Source organism: Microbacterium sp. C23T (genome assembly GCF_053345975.1).
Map to the genome: position 1 here is coordinate 18,211 of NZ_JBKFBD010000014.1, position 23,504 is coordinate 41,714.

Here is a 23,504-nt window from a genome sequence, read left to right on the forward strand (position 1 = left end):
GACGGCCGTCGGCCGATCGGCGTAAGAGCCGGGGATCGAAGGCGTCACATCTCTGCGAGAGGTCGCGAGCGGCGCTCATTGCTGGTGTTGGACAGCGCACATACCGTCCTGCCAGAGTGGTGGTAAGGAGGGCCCGTGGCAACGTCGTTCCCCGAGAAGACTTTCGAGCACTGGATCAGTCAGTACATCGCGTACCGGTTTCGAACGCATCTCGGACAATGGTGGCCGGCCGCCGGCGCCGACGTTGAGATCGAACCGACGATGTTGCCGATTGGCAAGTCGATCTGGCTGGAGTTGAAGACCGCCACTCCAGCCCCGGCAAATCCACGCACTCACGACGTGGAAGTCGACGTCCCTCAACTTCTCAAGTATCACCAGCCGGGCAATCCCCCGGTGTACTACGTCGTGCCCCGTCCGGGGTGGACCGGATCGCTTGGCACTGCGTCGGCTGCATCGTGGCTGTCGGGGACTTCACGTTCCGACCTGGCATTCAAACGCGCCCAAGCAAAGTGGTTCGGAAACTGGACCATGGTCGTCGCGGGCTGGAGTTTGCGATCGGCGGTCGCCTCTAACGGTGCTGGCTCGCAGAAGACGGCGAAGCTGGGACACTGGGATGGAAGCGCGTGGACCTGGGGGCCAAGTTTCAAACCCGCGCCGGGAGCCTCCCATCCGCAATGGACATGGCCGGAGTTCTGGAATCTGTGGCAGAGCTGCGGATCTCCACTGATGCCGTCAACCCTCGTGGTTCCCTCGCCTGGCCAGGGCGGACTGGACGTTCCGGGACAGGACGCCGATCGTGCTGAGCTCACGGCCAAGCTGAGAGCGTACCGGGATGAGCGTCGTGCGGATCACGGCCGGCGTGCACTGGACTTCGGCCGACGATCAATTTATGAGCCCGTGTTCGAAGTCGAAGGGGATCGCTATCTCCCGACTAGCAGGCTACGGCTGGTTCGAACGGTGGAAGGCGTCGAGACCAATCAGCTTGACGGCGCTGCAACGTCTCAGGCCGAGACCGAGTCATCCATGCTCGCCATGATGTCCGCTCGAGACATTAGGTAGTCGCCAAGCTTCAGCGCCAGAGAGCCTGCGAGGCTGTATCCGTTCTCCGCCAAGTGAGCCACCATGACCAGTCGCACCGAGCGGTTGCGCATTCGGGACTCGCCGACCGAGGGATGCCGATCGAGGTACTGAGCCCCGCCCGCGGCGCCCCTCCAGCGAGCAATGCCTGTCTGGGGGTGGACCAGGGGCTTGACCGATGACGCGCAGACGACGCTCGAAGGGATCGAGCCGGTCCAACCGGATGTGCGCCTCCAGCAGGTCGCTTCGAAGCTGGTGAATTTCACTGCCTTGCGCGGCGAGCGCGCGGGTGTGCGCTTCGACGACATCTCGGTATACGCGCGACCATCGCTGCAACCGAAATGTCCAAACGACCAGGGCCAGCACGATTGTCGCCCGCCCGGCGATCGCCCATACGAGATGGCTCATGCCGCTGACCTTGGCGGCGGCGACTCCGCGCGGCGCCTCATCGCCGCACCGCCTGCACTGCGTTCGACCGGCACGCCCAAAGGCAGGCTCGCGCGTCCTCCGCTGACTCATAGAATTTCGCCATGGCGCAGCCGATGGACGACACGAATGTCCGTCGTATGCTGCTCCGATACACCGGGCGTTGCCGGTTATGCGGCGTGACGCTGGCCGCGGGGATGGATGCGATCTATGAGCGCAGTCGTCGGACGGTGCGGTGCGTTGAGTGCGCTCCGATAGTCACGCCGTCGGACCTGTCCCCTGCGACAACGTCCGCGGCGCCGCGCCGCGAGGATGCTGACGTGCTTCGCCTGCGGGCTCCCGCGTCATCGGTGATCGCCGAGCTCCTTCGCGTTCAAGCGACGGTATCCGTCCGAACTGGCACGCAGAGATTCTTTGGCCGCAGCCCCTTGAACGTCGATAGCCGCCCCTGGTACCTGGGTGCCCTCGGCGAGCTTGAGGTCGCCCGACTTCTGGATCAGCTCGGGCCCGGCTGGTTCGCAATTCACTCTGTGCCCATCGGCAGCGCGGGTAGCGACGTGGACCACATCGTGATCGGACCCGCGGGCGTCTTCACGATCAACTCGAAGTTCCATGCAGGCGGCAACGTGTGGGTCGGTTCCCGGCGGCTTCTCGTGAACGGGCAACGCACCGACCACTTGCGCAACACTGAGTTCGAAGCGCTACGCGTCGCGAAACTCCTCACCCAAACACGCCGCGTACGCGTCGACGTCACCCCCGTCATCGCGATCGTCGCAGCCCGTCGGCTCACCATCCGCGAACGGCCCGAACGCGTCGTCGTGCTCGCGGCCTCGCGACTGCCGCGGTGGATGCAATCCCGAGCTGCAGTGCTGAGTGCCGACGACATCACTCAGCTAAGCCGTGTAGCGGCCGAGCCCTCGACCTGGGGCCATCCCGACATCCCCGCTGCCGACCTTGCTGCGTTTGCTGGGCTTCAGACCACCATCACCGCCGCCCGCAACCGACGTCTTGGTTGGGCGCTCGCCCTTGCACTGAGCCCGCTCGTCGTTGTCGTCACCTTCATCGTCGGAGCGATCGCCCTCGTGCGCTGAAGCCCAGGATCAGCACCAGGTGGGCGAAGGGACGATGACAGGTCCGGCCGGGCAGTGCCCTCCCGGGATCCGGATCGAGCGCACGACATTCCGGATGATTTGTCGCTTCAGCACATCGACGAGCGTTCACGCTGGCGCGATCAACCAAACGCCCTCCACTCCACGCAGCAGCCCGCCGCTATCAGACGTCGACGCCGAAGGCGCGTAGCAGCGGGACGCGCGGGACCATCCGGCGCGGGCCGAGCTGGATCGTGGGTATGGTCCCGCTCTCGATGCCGAGCTTGATCGTGCGGTAGTCGACGCCGACGAGTTTGGCGGCATCCTTCATCGTCAGAGCCAGGCAGTCCTGTGACCGGTTCATCGCCCTTCCTTCCGTTGAGCCAGCAGTGTCAGTCTCCCTTCGTCGCAAGCTACCACAACCGTGAGCCAAGATCGACAGTCTTCTTCGCGATTCGTCTCCAACCTGGAATAGTGGGCTCCATGGCAGACGTCACGGCATATGACTTCAGCGACGAACGCATCGATCTCGGCAGCGGCGTCACGCTGCCGAAGTCGTGGCACGCGCGGGTGTCAGGCGAGCAGGACGTGCCCGGCACGATCACCGTGCGCGTGGAGTGGGACGCTGCGCTTGGCCGCACGGCCGTTGTGTTCGCCGCCCTTGAGCGCGAAGGGGAAGGCGTCGACATCACCAGCCAAGTGCTGCGCGAGGTGCGCACGCATTGGATCATGACGAGGTCAGCCCTCGAGGTCGTCACGGTCGATGTCAGCGAAGAGAGTGTTGGCGATCGCTCCCGCATCCCGGTGCGAGAGTATCTCAGCCGCATGCAGGCGCAGGAGGAGCGCGAACCCTTGGAGTCCCTGCACGCCGCGATCGCCGTCTATCGCGTCGCGACGGCGATCAGCTACCCCCCACTCAAGCTCATCAGCGACACCCTCAAGATCAGCCAGAGCACCGCAACCCGCCTCATGACTCGCGCCCGCGATGCGGGTCTCGCACCGGAGGTGCGGATCCAGGAGCCTCGGCGTGCGCCGGCAGTGGACCCGTACAACCCACTAAGGCCACACGCAACAGGGCCGTACTACGGCCCGTCCGGGCCCGGGGGTCCGTCGATCGGGCGATGACCACAACCCTGACAGGCGGCCACGTGGGCCGATTTCACCCGGGGGTTCAAGGCAAAGTGGGTGATTGAGCATTTTGTTCACACATCACGGTGAATACGGCTCTAAGCTACGCAATGTGCTCTCTTGCAGCTAGCGAAGAATCTGCCCGTTCCACAGCCTGCGCAGTGCGCTTGAACATCGCCCGAGACCCCTGATTTTCTGCGGTTTTCTGCCCGCATTTTGCCCGCAAACTGTTTGCCGCGACCTGCTTCCGACTGCTGCGCGATGTCGGCCAGCTCCCCCGAGACCCCCGTAATTTCGCGGTTCTTGCAGGTATCAGCATGATTGAGCATTATGCTCAGTCGTGTTCGAGTCCCTCCAGGGGCATCTCTACTTTTTACAGCCTTGACCTGGGTTTTTCTTCGGTAAGCAGCGTCTCGAGCAAGCGATTGGCCCACACTTTGGGCGGATCGAGGCGCGCTCGGCAACCCGGGTCTTAGCCGGTCAGCGCGCCGCTATTCGTTGTTCGCCTGCTCTTCGATCCAGTCCACGACGTCGTCGGCAAGGTATCGGACGCCGGGTCCGTCTTCGCTGTCGGGATCGCCGCTTTCGTCGTCGTCCAGGTCGAGAGCATCATCCGCGCCGGGTTCGGGGTCCACCGCCCAGACGTCGTCTGCACTCGCGCTGTCGGCGACCTCGTCGATCTCGGCTGCGATGTCTGCGGGCACGGCGTCGCCGTTGTTCGCGATCAGCCAGTCGCGGGTTACGGGGGCCAGGCGCGCCCAGATCTCATCCATCGCCATGGCGAAAGTGTCCCACCGCGCGTCGCGTCCGTCGACGGGTGAGGGGCGATGTCGAGAACCGTGTTGTCGCCATCAACGAGCGGGTGGTCGGCCTGGCGCTGACCCGCTCACGAGGCGCGCTCACGTGGCAGTGACGTTGAGCTTCACCGCCTCCGTGATGAGGATCTTGATCGCGACGTCATCGACCGGGCTTGCTTCGGCGAAGTCGATGGCCCGGACGACCTTGCTGTCCAGTCGCGTGTTGAACAGGTCGTTGGGCGCCATCCGGACGCCCTTGCTGAACGTCAACCGCACCGTGTTCTTGAGCACGTCGATGAAGCACACGTCTCCGTCGTGGGCCCAGAACGCCACCCCCTCCGGCTTGGACGGCTTCTTGTACTTGACCACCTCGACGGCATCAGGATCGGCAGCCGTGATCGCGGCCCGCAGCGCGACCAGCGTCTCCTGCTTCCAGCCGTCCTGCTGCGCGATGATGTCATCGATCTGTTCCGAATCCGACTTCTCACTCATTCGCGAATCCTCGCGAACACCTCCACGGAAAGCAATCACCGAGACCTGCTGCTGCGCATCGGACAGCGACAAGTTCCAGCGCTGAGCACCCCTCCCCTCGCACCCACCCGCTGGCGGTCGTACGCTGACCGCGTGAGCGAAGGACCCGAAGTCGACATCCGCGGCGGGCGACGTGCGCACTGGCTCGAACTGGTCTTCGACCTCGTCATGGTCGGCTACATCGGGCAGCTCGCGCACTTCTTGCACGGCGACCCCGGGTGGACGCAGGTGCTGGTGTTCTTCGCCCTGTTCGCGCCGGCGTGGTGGGCGTGGGTGAACATGACGCTGACGCTCAACCTCTTCGGAGCCCGCGTCACCCCGGTCGTCTGGGCCGCCGTCACGGTGGCGATGATCGCCATCGGCATCATGGCCGCCGCGGTTCCGGAGGCGCTCGGCGAGCGCGCCTGGGTCTTCGCGGTCGGCAACGCGCTCATCCGCCTCGTGTGGATGCTGCCCTGGATCGCGAAGCGGCGCACCATCGGCGTGCCGCTCTGGCGTCCGATCGCCTTCAGCGCGCTGCCGGCCACGCTCTGGCTCATCTCCGTGGCCGTCGCCCCGCCGGCGCGATTCGTGCTGTGGGCGGTGGCGATCGCGGTCGAGGTCGGGCTGCTGGCGTTCCTCGGGAGTCAGACGGCCTGGTTGCAGCGCACCCTGGACGTCGACCACCTGCTGGAGCGCGTCAGCCTGCTGGTCGTGATCGTGTTCGGCGAATCGATCCTCGCGACCATCGCGCAGCTCGACGAGCACTGGACGCTCGCGTCGTTGGGGACGGCGATCCTGGCGTTCATCGCGATCTCACTGCTGGCCTGGGTGTTCTTCCACTACGCCTCCGGCTCGGCTGAGGCCGGCCTGCACAGGCTGCAGACCGCCGGTCGCATCGGTGCGCTGCGGGACGCGGTGATGTATCTGCCGTTCGTGCTGATCGCCGGTATCGCGTTGTTCGCCGCCGGCCTCGGAACCGCCGTCGCCGAGGGCGCACACACGCTGCCGGCCGGAGGCGCCGCCTGCATCGCGGGCGGAATCGCACTGTTCTACCTGGCGAGCGTCGTGGAGTCGCTGCGCTACGGGGTGCGCTGGCGCGACGTCGTGCTCTGGGGACTGCCCGGCGTCGCACTGCCCTGGGTGCTGGTTCCCCTCTCCGCCGCGGTGACCGCTGCGGCGGTGGTCGCCGCTGTCGTCCTGCTCATCGTGGTGATGATCGGTCTCGCCGAACTCAACCGGCGTCGCATGCGCGCGACCCGAGCGAGCAGCCTCGTAGGGCGATCACGACGAATGGATGCCGCGGGCCGGTGCCCCGAGGCATCCGTGACACGCTCGCAACTGACTACACCGCCAAGAGCGCCGCCATCTGGGCTCGCGGCATGGGACGTGCGAACAGGTAGCCCTGGCCGCGGTCGCATCCCATCGTCTTGACCTTCTCGAGCTGCTGCGGCGTCTCGATACCCTCCGCGACGACGCGGATGCCGGCCTCGTGAGCGACGGCGATAGCGTCCCCCATCGTGCGTTCGGCCGACGGGGAATCGTCGATCACGAGCGCGCGGTCGATCTTCAGCTCGGTGGCGTGAAGCCGCTTCAGCTGCGTGAGGGAGGCTTGTCCGGCGCCGTAGTCATCGATCGCGATTCCGAGCCCCAACGCCCTCAGCCCATCGAGCCGTGCGACGACCGCCGACACGTTGCCGATCCGTCGCCCCTCGGTGATCTCGAGCGTGAGTCGCCGCGCGGGACGGCTGATCCTCTCGACGAGCTGCCCGAGCCACGTGGCGAAGGCGGAATCCTGCAGCTGTGCGGGCGACACGTTGACCGAGACGTCGATGCCCCATTTGGCCATCACGGCGATCGCCTGCGTGGCCATGAAGCGGCCGATCTCCGCGATCATCCCGTCTTCTTCGGCGACCGGGATGAACTCATTGGGCCCGACGAGCCCCCACTCCGCATGATTCCACCGGCAGAGCGCCTCGACGGCGACCACCCGATTGCTCACCAGATCGATCTGAGGGTGGAACCACGCGGTGATCTCCGAGCGCTCGAGCGCATGCGTCAGCGCTCTCGATATCTCACTTCTCACAGCCACGGCTTCTCGCTTCGGTGCTGGCCGGTCCCCCCGACCCCTGCTCCCCGTCGGCAATTCTCGCATCGGGCGCCCGTCGAAACGGCGTCTTGACGCCTGCCGACGTGTCGGGTATCCGGTCGGTGGGTCCTCCACTCGCGGGCAGCGTCGCGGCGGACCTCTGGTGGGGGCGGCGAAAGCGCGGCCGCGAAGTGGTGCGCTGTCGCCGGTTCATGAGAGGTTCGGTGACATGCTGCACGAGGATGACCGCGATCTGATGCGAGCCGTTTCCGTCTACCTGCACCGTGTCAACGAGCTGTCGGCGCGCGAGACCGTCCTCGCTCGCACTCCGCTCGGCGACCTCATCAGCGAGCATCTGGCGACGGATGCCGAGCGCGTCTCCGTCGTGCAGGAGCAGATCTCGGATCACCGCCTCGTCGACGCCGACATCGCGTTGGAAGCCTTGTCCGCCGAAGGCGACGGCCGTCTCATCGGCGTCACCGGCGGTGATCAGCGCCACCACCAGGGACTGTCCGAGTTCGTCAGCAACGGCCACGTCCGCTACGACGTCGGACCGGTCGACTACGCCGAGCGTGCGACCGGACCCGACTCGAGCAGGCGCGTCGTCTCACTCGGACTCCGCCTTCTGCGCTTCGAGGGCGCCCCGATCGCGCTGGCTCAGCGCGCGGCGGCGCCCCAGTACGGCAGGCAGACCGCTCTCGTGGAGGTCATGGCGGCCGATGCCGCGCTCGTCACCCGATTCCTCGAGGCGCTCCGGCGGACGATGGTCGAGCTCAGCGTGCTGCGCGGCCAGGTGCTGTCGTTCCAGCACACCGAGTACGGGCGTGAGGCGGGCGCCACGTTCGTGGCACGTCCCTCCGTCGCCGCGGAAGACATCGTGCTTCCCGAAGGGGTGCTCCCGGAGATCGTCCAGCACGTCGTGACGATCGGCACGCACCGCGATGCGCTCCGAGGTGCGGGCCAGCATCTGAAGCGCGGCGTTCTGCTGTACGGGCCGCCGGGAACCGGCAAGACGCTCACCGTCCGTCACCTGCTCAGCGCGACTCCCGAGACGACGGCCGTGGTGCTGACCGGATCCAGCATCCGGTTCGTCAGTGCCGCGGCTGAGATCGCCCGCACGTTCCAGCCCACGATCGTGGTGCTCGAAGACATCGATCTCGTCGCGATGGAACGGCACTCCTCTCCTCAGCCTCTGCTGTTCGAGGTGCTCGACGCGTTGGACGGTCTCGACGGCGATGCCGATGTGGCCTTCATCATGACGACGAACCGCGTCGAAGCGCTCGAGCGGGCGCTCGCCGAGCGCCCCGGACGCGTCGACCTCGCGGTCGAGGTGCCGCTTCCCGCTCTGGCCGAGCGGCGCCGGCTGTTCCGCCGCTATGCCCACAACCTGCCGTACAGCGACGCAGCGCTGGACGCCGCTGCCGAGCGAGCCGAGGGCACTGCCGGATCGTTCGCGAAGGAGCTGATGCGGCGCACCGTTCTCCGCGCGGCCCAGGACGGGCGCGAACCCCACGACGACGACCTCGCTGCCGAACTCACACGCCTGATGGACTCGCGGGCGCAGCTGACCCGGACGATGCTCGGCTCCGCGACGGACGGGTCGTCGGCCGGCCCACTTCACGATCACCAGGCGGCGAGCTTCGGATGGTTCGCGGGCTCGTGACCGCCGGTGGCGGCGACCGACGCACCGCGGTGGCGGCTCGACGTGCTGTGATGGACGGGTGACCACGCCCGAGAACGCCCTCTCGCTCACCATCGACGGAACCCCCGACTTCGGCAGTGAGGTGCTCAAGTCGCTGTACCGCATCACGGGACGCTCCACCGTCGAGCTGCGACGCGCGATCCGCGACGGCGAGCCCGTCTATACGGCAGGGCTGTTCGGCAACGACCACATCCAGGTCGTCCCCCGGCTCGAGAAGACCGCCGATTACCTTGACGGCCTGGGGATCCCGTTCATCGTCCACGAATGGGTCGACGGCGAGCGCGAGCAGATCTCGATCGACGTCATGCGGCAGATCATCCAGTCCGCCGACGGGCAGTTCCACTGACGGTCGTCGACATCGCCTCAGAGTCCTGCGCGTGGCTCGGCGAGCGTCTGTCGTCACCCGCTAGGGTGGGCAGCAGGCCGGGTCCCGCACCTTTCGACTGCGTCACACAGGCATCCCCAGTGCCGAGCCCTCCCCCAAAGGGCGCGTGACGCCAGCGGGACAGGCTGAGGTCCCTCGGACGCTACAGGCTCTAGCTGCAACGTCCGAGGGACCGTCCTTGCGCGGGGGGAGCGCAGGGGAAATCAGCGGCCCAGCCCCAGAGATCCCCAGTCCGGACGCTCGCGCTGTGATCAGTTCCCAGGATCACGGCAAGCAGTCCGTCGCCTCACCATATCGCGGACACTGTGCGGGGAACAGCATCCAACGACGTCATTTCGCCACGCGCGTTCACGCTCGCGCTCTCCCGCGGTTCCACACGGATGCACTACTGTGCACGTCACACGGACCCACGCCGGAGAGGACCGGGATGACTGCGACACCCGCGCCCGACGCCGCATCGAAGACGCCGTCCCGCTACCGCGGCATCGGTATCGTCCTCATCGGAATGAGCGGCGCGATCTGGTGGCCCGCGTTCACTCTCGGGGCGTGGCACACTCCGTTCTTCGACCAGCTCCTGACCGTGTGGGTGATCGCGACGGCCGGGTTCGTCGTGGTGCTGATCCAGCCGGCGCGGCCCCGCGTGAAGGCGGGCCGCGCCATCGCGCTCGTCATCCCGTCGCTGTGGCTCGTCCTGTCGTTCACCAGCGCCCCCGCCGCGGACGATCTCTGGGGCAATCTGTTCGATGTGCTCGCGGTCGTCGTCGGGCTCGTCGGGATCCCGTTCACGCTGTGGGTCGTCGTGCGCACCGTGTGGCCCGACGTGATCGCCGACTATCCGCCGCGTGTCCGGCTCGGCATCTTCGCCATCGTCGCGGCCATCGCCCTCGCATCGTTCGTCCTGGGTCTCAACCAGAGCCGGTTCCTCACGTGCGAGGACTTCACGCTGAGCGGCAACTCCGAGCCGCCCGGCTGCGTCCCCGCCGACGACTCCCCCACCCCCTGACACGTCCGTGGTCGCGCCATTCGGATGACGGATGCCGCGGCTCGGCGCATCCGTCGCCCTCGCGTCCTGCGGCTAGGCGAGCCGCATCGTGGCCTGAGGTCCTGCGGCGAGCGCGGCGGCGGTGCGGACGATCGTCTGCTCCATCACCTCGACGGCCGCCGTCGGTGAGATGTCGGCGACGCGGGCGATGCTGATGGTGCGCGTCAGCGTCGGATCGGACAGGCGCACCGACCGCAGCCCCGACCGCTCGATGAGCACCATTGCGGGCACGATCGCGACACCGATCCCCCGCTCGACGAAGCGCAGCACGGCGTCCATCTCCGCACCCTCGATCACCGTGTACGGCGACAGCCCCGCGGCCGCGAACGCCGCATCAGTCGTCGCCCGGAGGTCGTACGTCGAGCTGAACGCCACCTGCGGCAGGCCGGCCACCTCGCCGAGACCGATGCTCTCTCGCGCGGTGAGCGGTGGTGCGCCGGCTGAAGAGATGACGACCAGCTCCTCGACAAGAAGTTGCGCGACGCTGAATCGCTCCGGGGATCCCGCACCCGACGTCGTGATCAACGCGAGGTCGAGCTCACCGCCGGCGAGGTGATCCAGCAGACCGCGCGAACCGCTCTCGGTGATGTGCAGTTCGATTCCGGGGTGCGCGGCGTGGAACGCGCTCAGCACCTCGGCGACCAGGCTGATGCACAGAGTCGGGGTCGCACCCAGGCGCACCCGACCGCGCTGCAGGCCGGCGAGCTCGTCAAGTTCACGGCGAACGGATGCCGCGTCCGCCAGCATTCGCCGCGCGAGGGGCAGCAGCGACTCCCCCGCTACGGTCAGCGTGCTGCCCGCTCGTGCACGGTGGAACAGCTCGGCGCCGAGACTCTGCTCGAGCGTCGAGATCTGACGGCTGAGCGACGGCTGCGCGAGGTGGAGCTCCTCGGCGGCGCGGGTGAAGTTGCCTAACTGCGCCACAGCGACGAAGGCGCGGAGCTGCTCGAGATTCATGTGCATAGCGTACCGCTATCGATATGACCAAGAATATGCATTGGAGTAATCGAACAGAACTGCCTAGCGTGTCTGACGTGATCCCTGCAGAACGCCAGCTCTCCACCACCGTCCTCGTGATCGGCACCGGCGGTTCCGGTCTTCGCGCGGCCATCGAACTCGCCGAAGCCGGCGTCGACGTGGTCGCCCTGGGCAAGCGACCGAAGTCGGACGCCCACACCTCCCTCGCCGCCGGCGGCATCAACGCCGCGCTCGGCACCATGGATGCCGACGACAGCTGGCAGCAGCACGCCGCCGACACGCTGAAGGAGAGCTACCTCCTCGCCAACCCGCACACCGTCGAGATCGTCACGTCGGGCGCCGCCCGCGGCATCGACGACCTCGAGCGGTACGGCATGCCGTTCGCCCGCGAGGACGACGGGCGCATCTCGCAGCGATTCTTCGGTGCGCACACCTACCGTCGCACCGCGTTCGCCGGCGACTACACCGGCCTCGAGATCCAGCGCACGCTGATCAACCGCGCCGCACAGCTGCAGGTGCCGATCCTCGACACCGTGTACGTGACGCGCATCCTCGTGAACGACGACGGCGCGGTCTTCGGCGCGTACGGGTTCGACCTGGAGGACGGCACGCGCTACCTGATCCACGCCGACGCGGTGATCCTCGCCGCAGGCGGGCACAACCGCATCTGGCGGCGCACGTCGTCGCGACGCGATGAGAACACCGGCGATTCCTTCCGGCTCGCGGTCGAGGCGGGCGGCCGCCTTCGCGACCCCGAGCTCGTGCAGTTCCACCCCAGCGGCATCATCGAGCCCGAGAACGCGGCCGGGACGCTCATCTCGGAGGCGGCGCGCGGCGAGGGCGGCATCCTGCGCAATGGTCTCGGCGAGCGGTTCATGCACAAGTACGACCCCGAGCGCCTCGAGCTGTCCACGCGCGATCGCGTCGCCCTCGCCTGCTACACCGAGATCAAGGAGGGCCGCGGCACGCCGAACGGCGGCGTCTGGCTGGATGTCTCCCACCTCCCGCGCGAGACGATCATGACCCGCCTCCCCCGCGTCTATCAGACGATGCTCGAGCTGCAGATGCTCGACATCACCAAGGAGCCGATCGAGATCGCGCCGACGGCGCACTATTCGATGGGCGGCGTCTGGGTGCGCTCGTCGGACCACTCCACCGATGTCCCCGGCCTCTACGCGATCGGCGAGGCGTCCTCGGGACTCCACGGCGCCAACCGCCTCGGCGGCAACTCGCTGATCGAGCTCCTGGTGTTCGGCCGCATCGTCGGACAGGCGGCAGCCGCGTACTCCGCGGCGCTGCCCGCCCAGACGCGCTCGGCCTCGGCGGTCGCGACCGCTCGCGCGGAGATCGACGGTCTGCTCACCGCATCCGGAACCGAGAACGTCCGGGCGCTCCAGCGGGCGATCCGCGACACCATGACCGAGCACGCCGGCGTGGTGCGCGACGAGCAGGGGCTGCTCACCGGCCTCGCGGAGCTCGACGCGATCGAGGCGCGGATGGCCGACATCGGGGTGCACCCCGATATCGCGGGCTACCACGACCTCGCGCACGCGTTCGACCTGAAATCGGCGGCTCTCGCCGCCCGCGCGACGCTCGAAGCCGCGCTCGAGCGCCGTGAGACGCGCGGCTGCCACAACCGGAGCGACTACCCCGACACCGATCCCGAACTGCAGGTCAACCTGGTGTGGTCCCCCTCGACCGGTGTCGTGCGGGAGGAGATCCCGCCCATCCCCGCAGACATCAGGGCGCTCATGCGCGAGGTGTCTGTCGTCGGCAAGCTCGTCGAGTAGTCCGACGCGATCCCCCCGATAGACCCCGGATCCGCCTGATCGGCGGGTCCGGGGTCTACCCCGTTCGGCCGCAGGCTGCAACCCCCGAGGGCGAACGCGGGTGCACGGGGTAGAAAGGCCTCGTGAAGAGGGTGATCTACGCGGGAAGCGAATTCGTGACGGGGGACGACATCGCGGCCGCGCTCCTCGGCTGCGGCCAGGCGCTGGCCGAAGCCGGTGAGGCGGAGGCGGTGACGGTTCCGACCAGGGAACTGGACGGATCCGTGGGCGAGGTGACGGTGCTCATCGGTCCGGCGAGCCAGATGGTCGCACGCGATGCCGACAGCGACGACGACGACGAACTCGTCGACGAGGTCGCGGTCGCCCGCCTGAACTCGATCCAGCGACGCCTGCGCCCGGTCGCAGTGATCGATCTCCCCCCTTCGCACGACGACTGGGACGACGAGATCTGACCGACTCACTCGACCATCCGCTGCCGAAGGAGAACCACCTCATGGACGACACCACGCCCGTCGTGACCCGCTCGAACCGCGGCCAGTGGGAGAACCACGTGTCGGGGCATCCGGAACTGTCGCGGAGCTTCACCAGCAAGCAGGAAGCGGTGGATGCCGGACGCGGCGTCGCCGACGAACTCGGCGTGCACCACGTCGTCGAGGATGCGGAGCCGACAGGCGCCATCACCGACGAACAATGATGAAGTCTCCGCGGCGGCGAGCGCTCCGCACGGCCAGCGTGGCGGCATCCGTCAGCGGAAGTCCCTCGCGCGGTGCTGCACGCCGATGCGGAGATCCTCGAACGCGTCGGCGATGAGGTTCGTCACGCCCTCGGCCGAACGCTCCAGCATTCCGCGCGCGATGAGCGCCGGGGAATCGCGCACGATGCGGCGGTAGCGGTTCCAGACACCGAGAGAGCACACGATGTTGACGAGACCGTGCTCGTCCTCGAGGTTGAGGAACGTGATCCCGGATGCTGTCGCCGGCCGTTGCCGGTGGGTCACGAGTCCCGCGACCTCGACGCGGCGGCCGACCTCGTGACTGCGCAGCTCGCGGGAGGTCAGGACGCCGCGCGCATCGAGCCCGGAGCGGTAGTGGGTGATCGGATGGTCGTCGGTCGAGATGCCCGTCGCCCACAGGTCGGCAGCGAGGCGCTCGTAGCTGGTGGGGTCGGCGAACAGCGGCGGCTGCACGGCGATGAGCGAGTCCGGCAGGAACTCGGGGCGGTCCTGCGCCGCCGACCCGGCGAGCCAGATCGCCTCGCGCCGGCTGAGACCGAGGCATTCGAACGCCCCCGCCGTGGCGAGCGCCTCGACCTGCACCGCGGTGATGCTGGTGCGCCGCACGAGATCGCGGAGGTCGCGGAACAGCCCGCCCGTCTCGCGCGCGGCGACGATGCGCTGCGCGACCGTCGCCCCGATCCCCTTCACGCCGGCCAGTCCCAGCCGCACCGCGAACCTCCCGTCGCGGCGGTGTGCGGCGGATTCGTCGGGCGCGTCGAGGTCGAAGAGCCCGACCGGCGGCTGCTTCCGCTCGGCGCACGAGTCGAGGCCGGTCGGCCCTTCGGGCCCGATCGAAGCGTCCCCACCGGTCGCTGAGCCCGTCGAAGCGCCGGCGACGGCCTCAAGCACCGCCTCGCTGCCCGAGAGGTGCAGGTCGGGACGGCGCACCTCGACACCGTGGTGGCGAGCATCGCCCACGAGCGTTGCCGGCGAGTAGAACCCCATCGGCTGCGCCCGCAGCAGCCCCGCGAGGAACGCGGCCGGATAGTGCAGCTTGATCCACGAGCTGGCGTACACGAGCAGCGCGAAAGACAGGGAGTGCGACTCGGCGAAGCCGAAGTTCGCGAACGCCTGGATCTTGGCGTAGATCGCGTCGGCCTCCTCGCCCACGAGGTCGTTCTCTGCCATGCCGGCGTACAGCTTCTTCTTCAGCGAGTCGATGCGCTCGATCCCGCGCTTGGAGCCCATGGCGCGGCGCAGCAGGTCGGCGTCCTCGCCGGTGAGCCCGCCGACGGCCATGCCCATCTGCATGAGCTGCTCCTGGAACACCGGGATGCCGAGCGTGCGCTCGAGCACCGGCACGAGCTTGGGGTGGGGGTAGGTCACCTTCTCCTGACCGAGCTTGCGCTTGACGAAGGGATGCACCGCCCCGCCCTGGATGGGACCGGGGCGGATGAGAGCGATCTCGATCACGAGGTCGTAGAACCGGCGCGGCTGCAGGCGCGGGAGAAGCCCCATCTGGGCGCGCGACTCGACCTGGAACACACCGATCGAGTCGGCACGGCACAGCATGTCGTAGACCGCCTTCTCCTCCTTCGGGATCGTCGACAGCTCCCAGTCCTCCCCCGTCGAGGCGCGGATCATGTCGAAGCAGTACTGCAGGGCGGCGAGCATCCCGAGGCCCAGCAGGTCGAACTTCACGAGACCCATCCAGGCGGCGTCGTCCTTGTCCCACTGGATCACCGTGCGGTTCTCCATGCGGGCGTGCTCGATCGGCACGACCTCGCCCACCGGCCGGTCGGTGAGCACCATGCCGCCGGAGTGGATGCCGAGATGCCGCGGGGCCTTGAGCAGCTCGGACGCGAACTCCAGCACCTGATCGGGGATGTCGTGGCCGGCGCCGGTCTCGAGGAGGGCTCCCCATCCCTCGATCTGCTTCGACCAGGCGTCCTGCTGCCCGGGCGAATGCCCCAGCGCCTTCGCCATGTCGCGCACGGCGTTCTTGGGGCGGTACTGGATGACGTTCGCGACCTGCGCCGCGCGGTCGCGCCCGTACTCCCGGTACACCCACTGGATGACCTCTTCCCGACGGTCGGAGTCGAAGTCGACGTCGATGTCGGGTTCCTCCTCACGCAGACTCGAGAGGAACCGCTCGAACGGCAGGTCGTACGCGATCGCGTCGACGGCGGTGATGTCGAGCAGGTAGCAGATGGCACTGTTGGCGGCGGACCCGCGCCCCTGACAGAGGATGCCCCGGCTCCGGGCGAACTGCACGATGCCGTGGACGATCAGGAAGTAGCCCGGGAAGTCCTTCATCTCGATGACCCCGAGTTCCTTCTCGATGCGCGCCCGGTTCTCCTCCGTCAGATCGGGGTACTTGCGCGGCACCGCCTCCCACACCAGGTGCCGCAGCCATGACATCGGCGTGTGCCCCTCGGGCACCTTCTGCTTCGGGAGCGCAGGCTTCGCCTTGCGCAGCGGGAAGGCGAGCTCGTCGGCGAGCGTCACCGTGCGGGCGACGGCATCCGGGAATCGGACGAACCGCTCCGCCATCTCGGCGCCCGACCTCAGGTGGGCGCCTGCATGGGCGGGCAGCCAGCCGTCGAGCTCGTCGAGACCGCGGTTCGCGCGCACGGCGGCGACCGCCGCGGCGAGCAGCTGCCGCTTCGGCACGGCGTAGTGGACGTTGTTGGTCGCGAGGAGAGGAAGGCCTCGCTCCCGCGCGAGCCCGACGAGCACATCGTTGTCGCGGGTGTCGAGCGGGTTGCCGTGGTCGATGAGCTCGACGTGCACGTTGTCCTTCCCGAACAGCGTCACGAGGCGATCGAGTTCGCCGGCTGCCGCGTCGGGGCTCTCGGCGAGCCCGCGGCGTACGGAGCCCTTGCGGCACCCGGTGAGCACCGCCCACTCCCCCGCCGCCTGCGCGGCGAGCTCCTCGAGGTCGTAGACCGGCCTGCCCTTCTCCGCCCCCTGCAGCTGCGCGTGCGTGATCGCCCCCGCCAGCCGGTGGTACCCCTCCTCGCCACGGGCGAGCACCAGCAGGTGCGCGCCGACCGGATCGGCCTCGCCGTTCTGCGGCTTCGGCAGCTCGAGCGACAGCTCGGCGCCGAACACGGTCTTGAGCTGCAGCGACTCCGCGGCCTCCGCGAACCGGACGATGCCGTAGAACCCGTCGTGGTCGGTGACCGCGAGGGCATGCAGCCCCAGCCGCTCCGCCTCCTCGGCGAGCTCCTCGGGCGAGGAGGCCCCGTCGAGGAACGAGTACGACGAGTGCGCGTGCAGCTCGGCGTACGGGATCGCATCGGCCGGGCGCTCGATCTCTGGCGCGACGTACGGTCCTCGCTTGTGCGACCACGCGGGGCTGTCGCCGCCGTCCGCACCGACCGGCGGTGCGTCGGGCCGGCGACGGCCGCTCAGCACGCGCTCCATCTCGGACCATGGCACGCCCGGGTTGTTGAAGCCCATCAGCCCATCACCCGCCGTTGCCCGTTGGTCCGAGGCGTTTCGTCTCGCTCGTTCCTCGCTCGCTCAACGACCGGTACCTTGACCTCCGCGGTCCCCTAGTCATAGGTGGCCTCCGCCGTCCAGGCGTCGCCGTCGCACACCAGCAGCCACGCGGACCCGTCGGCGTCGACGACCTGGAACCGGTGCGCACGGCGCGAGCGCGCGGCATCCCATCCGCGCTCCACCACCGGCCACGGCCCCGCCCACGCCTCGATCGCGCGACGGCGGCCGCTCTCGACGAAGAGTGCGGGCACGGCCGAGACGTTGCCCCGTTCGTCGACGTCGACCAGCTCGCCGCCGAGCGCCCGCACGTCGACCGGCACCGGGTCGGCGAACACCGTCGTCGGCAACGGGTCGGGCAGGCTCCCCGGCCAGGGCCGTGCGCGCTGCGCCGCGAGACCTCCGGCGCCGGTCGCCTTCCGGTCGCGTTCGTCCTTGTCTCCCCAGGGCACGAGCACCTGGCGCTCGGCCAGCCACCTCCCGCCGCCGATCGCGGGGGTCAGCACGCCGCGGTGCCCGAGCATCGCCTGCACACGCGACAGCGCGTGGTGCACCCGCTCCTCGGGTCCGCCGCCGAACAGCGCCGGAGCGTGATGGGATGCCGCATCCACCGCTTCCGGCGAGATCCGCACGAGCGTCACCCCGCTGCGGAGCCCGCCGCCGGCCGCGTCGCCCGTCCCGACATCCTCCGCGAGCTGCCACCGCACACGGTCGACGACCGCCGCGGCGTCGAAGGATCCGGGGTGCAGCCACACCCTCTCGCTGCGCTCCCCGCGGTCTCCGACGAGTTCGACCCGCAGCTCGGTGCAGACGAGGTCGACGGCGCCGAGACCCGCGACGAAGTCGTCGGCGGTGACGCGCATGGCGAACGCCACCTGATCGGCGATCTCGAGAGGCGGCTCGAACGCGATCTCGCGCTCGAGCTCGGGCGGCGGCGTGCGCGGCTGCACCGGTCGCGAGTCGCGCCCCGCGGCGAGCGCGTGAAGCCGGACGCCCCGCTCGCCGAACCGCTCGCGCACGCGATCGGTGGGCATCTCGGCGAATCCGCCGAGGGTCTGCACGCCCAGCCGAGCGAGGAGACCCACGAGGTCCGTCGCCTCCTTCACCCCCGCCGCGCCGGCGCCGAGCAGCGCGGAGGCGTCGAGCACCGCGACCGGCAGCGGGGCGAGGAAGCCTGCCGCACCACCGGCGGGCACGACGAAGACCGGATCCGCGGCGTTCGTGCCACCGCGCGCCGCCTGCTCCGCGGTGAACGGCCCATCGGCGATGCCCACCCGCACCCCGTCGAGCCCTGACTCGTGGAGGGTGCCGATCAGCATGCGGGCGGCCTCGGCCTCGCCGCCGTAGTACCGCGCCGGACCACGCGCGCGCAGCGCGCACAGCCCCGGGCGCACCAGCTGCACCCCGGGCGCCTTCTCTTCGATCAGCGACACGACCGGGGCGAATGCGCGGTGATCACGGGCGGCGTCCGCGGTGACCAGCGTCAGCCCGGGACACCGCGCCTGGGCATCGCGTCGGCGCTGCCCGCGGCGCACTCCCTCCGCACGCGCGGACGCCGAGCACGCGACCACGAGGTTACGCTCCACGACGGCGACCGGGGGCTTCGCCTCGAACTTCTCCTGCGCCGCATCCGTGCGAGCACCCGGCCGCTGCCCCACCTCGTCTTCGGCGGCCGCAGCCGCACCCGCCTCCCGCTCGAGAGCCGTGACCGGCCAGTCGGGGAACCAGAGCACGAGGCTCCGGACGGGCGTACCCGGCGTCATGTCACCCCACCGCTCTGATCTGCTGCGCGAAGGACTCCGCAGACTCGACCGAGGGCAGCACCTCGACGCGCCGCATGCGTTCGGGCGCAGCGGAGATGTGCCCCGCAGCATCCGGAAGCATCACGCGCGCCCGCCGTGATCGCGGCCAGCGTCGACTCGACGACGTGAGCGTCACCTCTCGGCCGGCGAGATACCCGTGCCCGCGGCCGACCCCCTCCCATGTCGGCTCGCCCACCTCGATCACGGCCTCGGCCTGCGGCCACGGCCCCTGCACGAGAAGCACCGCACCGCGATCGCGCAGCCGCGCCGCCAGGCGCGCGATCTCGCCGTCGGCCGCCCGCCCCGACGGACGTACCGCGACCACCGGCAGCACCTCGGCGACGGTCGAGGTCACCGCGAGCCAGCGCGCGCCCGGGTCGGGGATGAGCACGAGCCGCGACAGATCGACGCCAAGCCCCTCGGCCGCTTCGGCGCCGAGCCGCGGCATGCCGACCACCCCGCACCACGACCCTGCCTGCGACGGCTGTGCCAGCAGCGCCAGCAGCACCGACGTCGAGCGCGGCAGGGAGTATGCAGACCCGGGGCGCAGACCGCCCCCGGGAAGCAGCGAGGCGAGCGCGGGATGCACCGGCAGCACCGGCGCGTCGAGTCGTCGCCCCTGCACCCGCTCGACCTGGGCGCGCAGCTGCGCGACGGTACCCAGCGAAGACGCGCCGCGGGCGGCGGAATCGGAGCCCGTCGACCACTGGCCGGCGGTCTCGTGCACGTGCTGTGCCGTGAGCTGCACGATCGCCCTCATTCCCACATTCTAGAACACATGTTCTAGTCTTTCAATTGCTGGGAACGAGAGTAGTACCGGGTTCCGACAGTTATGTTCGAGGATTCTCCATTCCGCGGACCGGGCGTCAGCCTGTACCCTCAGGACCCATGAGCGAGCCGCGGATCCCGAAGAAGGCCTACGAGCAGGAGCTGCGGCGCCTGCAGGCCCAGCTGGTCGACATGCAGGCCTGGGTCCAGGCCAGCGGCGCACGCATCGTCGTGATCTTCGAGGGGCGCGATGCCGCGGGCAAGGGCTCCACCATCAAACGCGTGTCGGAGTATCTGAACCCGCGCGTCACGCGGATCGTCGCCCTCCCCACTCCCACGGAGCGTGAACGCAGCCAGTGGTACTTCCAGCGCTACGTGCCGCACCTGCCCGCGGCGGGAGAGATCGTGCTGATGGATCGCTCCTGGTACAACCGGGCCGGCGTCGAGCACGTGATGGGCTACTGCACCAATGCGGAGTACCACCGGTTCCTCCATCAGGCGCCGATCTTCGAGCGGATGCTCGTCGAAGACGGCATCCTCCTGCTGAAGTACTGGTTCAGCGTCTCACCGGACGAGCAGGAGGCGAGGTTCCGCTCGCGCGCCGACGACCCGATGCGCCGCTGGAAGCTGAGCCCGAACGACGTGCTGTCGATCACGAAGTGGGAGGACTACTCCCGCGCCAAGGACAGCATGTTCGTGCACACCGACATCCCCGAGGCCCCGTGGTACGAGGTGCCCTCGGTCGACAAGCGTCGCAGCCGCATCAACATGATCTCCCACCTGCTCTCGCGGATCCCGTACGACGTCGTCGACCGCGAGGACGTCGTCATCCCGCAGCGTCCGCCGTCCCGCGGGTACGAGCGCCCTCCGCGCAACCTCGAGAACTACGTTCCCGACGTCGCCTCCACACTCCCCGACGCCGACCACCGCTGACGCGCCGGACGATCAGCGCGACGCCGCGCAGGCGCCGCACCCAGCACGATCCCGACGAGCACGAGGCCGACCCCCACCGCCTGCGGCACCCCGAACGCCTCGCCCGCGACAGCCACCCCGAGAACGACCCCCGTGACCGGATTGAGCAGTCCGACCACGCCGACCACCCCCGGCGACAGGCGTCGCAGCCCCGCGAACCACGCGACGTACGCGAGCGCCGTCGCGACGAGGGTGAGGTACGCGAAGCCGAGCGCCGACGGCACCGTGAGCATCGGCGGCGCACCTTCGACAAGCACCGCGGCCGGAAGCAGCACGATCGAGCCGGCGACGAGCTGCCACGCCGTCATCGAGAGCGCGGGAACGTCGGAGCCCCATCGCGCCGTGAGCACGAACCCGATCGAGGAGGCGACCATCGCACCGAGCGACGCGGCGACTCCCCCCGGATCGGCGCCTTCCGCGTCGAAACCGAGCATCACCCCCACGCCAACGAGTCCCACGGTCGCGCCCACGACGGCGGCGAGCCGCGGCCGGCGGCGCAGCAGCAGCCACGCGAACAGCAGCATGCACGCGGCGGATGCCGACATCAGCGTCGCGGCCAGACTCGACGGCAGCCGCTGGCCGGCGACGTACACGAGCACGAAGAAGCCGCCGACGTTCAGGGTGCCGAGCACGAGCGAGCGCCACCACCACGATCCGCGCGGAAGCCGGCGTGCGAGGAGCAGCACGATGAGCCCGGCCGGAAGCGCACGCAGCACGCCACCCCAGAGCGGGGATTCCGCCGGCAGCAGGCTGTGCGTGACGACATACCCGCTCCCCCACGCGATCGGGGCGATCGCCGTCACGAGGATCCACATCCACCGCTTATCTTCCATGGAAGATACTTTATCTTACCGGGAAGATAAGATGGGTCGCATGGCCGCCGACGACCGCTCCCTGCACGACGAACCACTCGACCGCGTCGGTGAGATCCAGCAGGAGTGGCGCCGCGAGCGCCCTGACCTCGACCCGTCGCCGCAGGGCGTGATCGGGCGCCTGCACCTCGTCGCGCTCGAGCTCACGGAGCGCCTCGTCGCGGTCTACGGGGAGTTCGGACTCAGCGAGGGCGAGTTCGACGTGCTGGCCACGCTCCGCCGCGCCGGTGCGCCGTTCGAGCGCGCGGCGGGCGAGCTCGCCGACCACACCCTCGTCACCACGGGCGGCCTCACCAAGCGCGTCGACCGCCTCGAAGCCCGCGGGCTCGTCGAGCGGCGGGTCGAGGCATCCGATGCCCGCAAGCGCCTGGTGCGACTCACTCCCGAGGGGCGGGACCTCATCGATCGCGCCATCGCCGCGCACCTCGCGAACGAGCGCCGCATCCTCGACGAGCTCGGGACGACGGATGCTGCGGCCCTCGAGCCGATCCTCACCCGCTGGCTGCGCGTCCTCGACGAGGGCTGACGCCACAGCGTCGGCGAACGCATCTTCCCGTCACGGCCTCCGACCCGCTAGCGTGAGGCCGACCGTGGGCTCGCACCACGAGACCTGCGAGGAGCCAGCCCATGGACGGTGCCGTTCACCCGAGCCTGCTCGAATCCGTGTCGGCGTGGGTGCTGATCGTGTCGTTCGCGCTGTCGCTCATCTACGAGTTCTGGCGGGCGACCGCCAGAGCGGGTGTGTCGCGATACGACTCGATGCGAGCCTTCCTCCAGGGGCTGTGGCTGTACGTGCTCGCCACCGTCGTGATCGTACTGCTCTTCCTGGGCGTGCCGTTCGCCGCCTGGATCGGGCTCGTCTTCTCCGTGCTCGTGATCCTGGTGTCGATCTTCTACTACAACCCGAAGATGATGCCGGCGCGCGAACCGGGCCTGTTCGACTGGTTCGAGGACCTCGTCTACACCGGGCTGGCGTTCGTGAGCGCGACGCTGCTCGCCCTCGAGGTCTCGGGCCTCACGCTCTCCTGACGCTGCGCGCGATCACGCGGCGAGGGCGAGGTAGGGCTCCCACCGCGGATCGGTGCGCTCGGTGCCGCGGACGGTCCACTGCGCACCCCGGGGCGGGCGCGGCGTGAACCGCAGCTCCCAGTGCATCTCCTGCGGCGTCCGATCGCTCTTGATGTTGTTGCAGCGCAGGCAGCACGCGACGAGGTTCTCCCACGAGTCCGCGCCGCCGCGCGAGCGCGGCAGAACGTGGTCGATCGTCGACGCCGCCTTTCCGCAGTACGCGCAGTGGTGGTTGTCGCGACGGAGCACACCCCGACGGGTCACCGGCACGTGGCGACCACCCGGCACCCGCACGTAGCGGGTGAGGATGATCACGGCAGGTCGTTCGTACGATCGTCGGGTGCCCCACACCGGATCGGTCTCGGTGTGTTCCACCACGGTGGCCTTCTCGTTCATGACGAGCACGAGTGCCCGCTTGAACGACACGACCGCGAGGGGCTCATAGCCCGCATTCAGCACCAGAGTGCGCATTGATCATCCTCTCGAATGGCCGGGACGGCTTCTCGGTTATTCGACTTGCGCGACGATCAAGGGCGCAGGGGCATGAAAAAAGGCGCTGTCTACAGACAGCGCCCTGGCGCCACGGCAATGCCGCGGCATTCGCTCGTGCAATGCCGAAGGACGAGGCGTCCAAGCGCATCCATGGTTCGGATGCGTGGTGTGCAGCCCATCGGCTCCCTCCGCTCTCTCAGCGTCGAGTCCCAGGGTAACCCACCGCGACACGCCCGGGGCGCGCGGGGACTGAACGGCTGATGGCGTGTCGGGTAACGAAGAAGAGAACGGATGCCTCG

At 68.9% G+C, this 23,504-nt stretch carries 23 protein-coding genes; 13 read left to right on the plus strand and 10 right to left on the minus strand.

What is annotated here, in order from left to right:
- Nucleotides 1-135 precede the first annotated feature (135 nt).
- Complete coding sequence (locus tag ACLBXX_RS09465; RefSeq protein ID WP_447657822.1) at nucleotides 136-1,059, plus strand: hypothetical protein; 924 nt, start codon at nucleotides 136-138, stop codon at nucleotides 1,057-1,059.
- A 548-nt stretch (nucleotides 1,060-1,607) separates the two neighbouring features.
- Nucleotides 1,608-2,594, plus strand: coding sequence for a nuclease-related domain-containing protein (locus tag ACLBXX_RS09470; protein WP_447657823.1), 987 nt, complete (start codon nucleotides 1,608-1,610; stop codon nucleotides 2,592-2,594).
- Nucleotides 2,595-2,775: 181 nt separating this feature from the next.
- On the opposite strand, the gene ACLBXX_RS09475 is transcribed toward ACLBXX_RS09470, so the two are convergent.
- Nucleotides 2,776-2,955: a helix-turn-helix transcriptional regulator gene (locus ACLBXX_RS09475; protein WP_447657824.1), complete on the minus strand. Its 180-nt coding sequence runs from the start codon at nucleotides 2,953-2,955 to the stop codon at nucleotides 2,776-2,778.
- A 119-nt stretch (nucleotides 2,956-3,074) separates the two neighbouring features.
- Between ACLBXX_RS09475 and ACLBXX_RS09480 the strand changes: the two genes are divergently transcribed.
- Entirely contained in the window at nucleotides 3,075-3,716 is a 642-nt protein-coding gene (locus ACLBXX_RS09480; RefSeq protein WP_447657825.1) for a hypothetical protein, read from the plus strand.
- Between the two features lie 494 nt (nucleotides 3,717-4,210).
- On the opposite strand, the gene ACLBXX_RS09485 is transcribed toward ACLBXX_RS09480, so the two are convergent.
- Both ACLBXX_RS09485 and ACLBXX_RS09490 read right to left on the minus strand, forming a co-directional pair.
- The gene (locus ACLBXX_RS09485) at nucleotides 4,211-4,498 is read right to left on the minus strand and encodes a hypothetical protein (RefSeq protein ID WP_447657826.1); all 288 of its coding nucleotides are present in this window, start codon (nucleotides 4,496-4,498) and stop codon (nucleotides 4,211-4,213) included.
- A 120-nt stretch (nucleotides 4,499-4,618) separates the two neighbouring features.
- Entirely contained in the window at nucleotides 4,619-5,008 is a 390-nt protein-coding gene (locus tag ACLBXX_RS09490) for a DUF1801 domain-containing protein (protein ID WP_447657827.1), read from the minus strand.
- 132 nt (nucleotides 5,009-5,140) lie between these two features.
- Between ACLBXX_RS09490 and ACLBXX_RS09495 the strand changes: the two genes are divergently transcribed.
- Complete coding sequence (locus tag ACLBXX_RS09495; protein ID WP_447657828.1) at nucleotides 5,141-6,460, plus strand: low temperature requirement protein A; 1,320 nt, start codon at nucleotides 5,141-5,143, stop codon at nucleotides 6,458-6,460.
- On the opposite strand, the gene ACLBXX_RS09500 is transcribed toward ACLBXX_RS09495, so the two are convergent.
- Nucleotides 6,372-7,112 carry an EAL domain-containing protein gene (locus ACLBXX_RS09500; protein WP_447657829.1) on the minus strand — a complete coding sequence of 247 codons (741 nt, stop codon included), beginning with the start codon at nucleotides 7,110-7,112 and terminating at the stop codon, nucleotides 6,372-6,374. The genes ACLBXX_RS09495 and ACLBXX_RS09500 overlap by 89 nt on opposite strands.
- 232 nt (nucleotides 7,113-7,344) lie before the next feature.
- Here ACLBXX_RS09500 and ACLBXX_RS09505 point away from each other — a divergent pair, with 232 nt between their 5' ends.
- From ACLBXX_RS09505 to ACLBXX_RS09515, 3 genes are all read left to right on the plus strand, one after another.
- Nucleotides 7,345-8,778 (plus strand): AAA family ATPase, encoded by a 1,434-nt coding sequence (locus ACLBXX_RS09505; protein WP_447657830.1) that lies wholly within the window; start codon nucleotides 7,345-7,347, stop codon nucleotides 8,776-8,778.
- 58 nt (nucleotides 8,779-8,836) lie between these two features.
- Entirely contained in the window at nucleotides 8,837-9,163 is a 327-nt protein-coding gene (locus ACLBXX_RS09510) for a hypothetical protein (RefSeq protein ID WP_447657831.1), read from the plus strand.
- Nucleotides 9,164-9,629: 466 nt separating this feature from the next.
- Nucleotides 9,630-10,205 carry a hypothetical protein gene (locus ACLBXX_RS09515; protein ID WP_447657832.1) on the plus strand — a complete coding sequence of 192 codons (576 nt, stop codon included), beginning with the start codon at nucleotides 9,630-9,632 and terminating at the stop codon, nucleotides 10,203-10,205.
- A gap of 72 nt (nucleotides 10,206-10,277) precedes the next feature.
- On the opposite strand, the gene ACLBXX_RS09520 is transcribed toward ACLBXX_RS09515, so the two are convergent.
- A complete protein-coding gene (locus tag ACLBXX_RS09520) occupies nucleotides 10,278-11,201 on the minus strand; it encodes a LysR family transcriptional regulator (protein ID WP_447657833.1) in 924 nt (307 codons plus the stop codon).
- Between the two features lie 77 nt (nucleotides 11,202-11,278).
- Between ACLBXX_RS09520 and ACLBXX_RS09525 the strand changes: the two genes are divergently transcribed.
- From ACLBXX_RS09525 to ACLBXX_RS09535, 3 genes are all read left to right on the plus strand, one after another.
- A complete protein-coding gene (locus ACLBXX_RS09525) occupies nucleotides 11,279-13,012 on the plus strand; it encodes an L-aspartate oxidase (RefSeq protein ID WP_447657834.1) in 1,734 nt (577 codons plus the stop codon).
- Nucleotides 13,013-13,134: 122 nt separating this feature from the next.
- Nucleotides 13,135-13,464: a hypothetical protein gene (locus ACLBXX_RS09530; protein ID WP_447657835.1), complete on the plus strand. Its 330-nt coding sequence runs from the start codon at nucleotides 13,135-13,137 to the stop codon at nucleotides 13,462-13,464.
- Between the two features lie 41 nt (nucleotides 13,465-13,505).
- The gene (locus ACLBXX_RS09535; protein ID WP_447657836.1) at nucleotides 13,506-13,706 is read left to right on the plus strand and encodes a DUF2188 domain-containing protein; all 201 of its coding nucleotides are present in this window, start codon (nucleotides 13,506-13,508) and stop codon (nucleotides 13,704-13,706) included.
- Nucleotides 13,707-13,757: 51 nt separating this feature from the next.
- Here the strand turns inward: ACLBXX_RS09535 and ACLBXX_RS09540 are convergent, their stop codons facing one another.
- The 3 genes from ACLBXX_RS09540 to ACLBXX_RS09550 form a co-directional block, all read right to left on the minus strand.
- Nucleotides 13,758-17,192 (minus strand): error-prone DNA polymerase, encoded by a 3,435-nt coding sequence (locus ACLBXX_RS09540; protein ID WP_447657837.1) that lies wholly within the window; start codon nucleotides 17,190-17,192, stop codon nucleotides 13,758-13,760.
- Between the two features lie 95 nt (nucleotides 17,193-17,287).
- The gene (locus ACLBXX_RS09545; RefSeq protein WP_447657838.1) at nucleotides 17,288-18,994 is read right to left on the minus strand and encodes a Y-family DNA polymerase; all 1,707 of its coding nucleotides are present in this window, start codon (nucleotides 18,992-18,994) and stop codon (nucleotides 17,288-17,290) included.
- 1 nt (nucleotide 18,995) lies between these two features.
- Complete coding sequence (locus tag ACLBXX_RS09550) at nucleotides 18,996-19,793, minus strand: hypothetical protein (RefSeq protein WP_447657839.1); 798 nt, start codon at nucleotides 19,791-19,793, stop codon at nucleotides 18,996-18,998.
- A 128-nt stretch (nucleotides 19,794-19,921) separates the two neighbouring features.
- On the opposite strand from ACLBXX_RS09550, the gene ppk2 reads away from it, so the two are divergent.
- Nucleotides 19,922-20,734 (plus strand): polyphosphate kinase 2, encoded by an 813-nt coding sequence (gene ppk2, locus ACLBXX_RS09555; RefSeq protein WP_447657840.1) that lies wholly within the window; start codon nucleotides 19,922-19,924, stop codon nucleotides 20,732-20,734.
- Here the strand turns inward: ppk2 and ACLBXX_RS09560 are convergent.
- The gene (locus ACLBXX_RS09560; protein ID WP_447657841.1) at nucleotides 20,686-21,606 is read right to left on the minus strand and encodes an EamA family transporter; all 921 of its coding nucleotides are present in this window, start codon (nucleotides 21,604-21,606) and stop codon (nucleotides 20,686-20,688) included. The genes ppk2 and ACLBXX_RS09560 overlap by 49 nt on opposite strands.
- 40 nt (nucleotides 21,607-21,646) lie before the next feature.
- Between ACLBXX_RS09560 and ACLBXX_RS09565 the strand changes: the two genes are divergently transcribed.
- Both ACLBXX_RS09565 and ACLBXX_RS09570 read left to right on the plus strand, forming a co-directional pair.
- Nucleotides 21,647-22,171, plus strand: coding sequence for a MarR family winged helix-turn-helix transcriptional regulator (locus tag ACLBXX_RS09565; protein WP_447657842.1), 525 nt, complete (start codon nucleotides 21,647-21,649; stop codon nucleotides 22,169-22,171).
- Nucleotides 22,172-22,272: 101 nt separating this feature from the next.
- Nucleotides 22,273-22,674: a hypothetical protein gene (locus ACLBXX_RS09570; RefSeq protein WP_447657843.1), complete on the plus strand. Its 402-nt coding sequence runs from the start codon at nucleotides 22,273-22,275 to the stop codon at nucleotides 22,672-22,674.
- 12 nt (nucleotides 22,675-22,686) lie between these two features.
- Here ACLBXX_RS09570 and ACLBXX_RS09575 read toward each other — a convergent pair whose 3' ends face one another.
- Nucleotides 22,687-23,184 (minus strand): HNH endonuclease, encoded by a 498-nt coding sequence (locus tag ACLBXX_RS09575; RefSeq protein ID WP_045298202.1) that lies wholly within the window; start codon nucleotides 23,182-23,184, stop codon nucleotides 22,687-22,689.
- Between the last annotated feature and the right edge of the window lie 320 nt (nucleotides 23,185-23,504).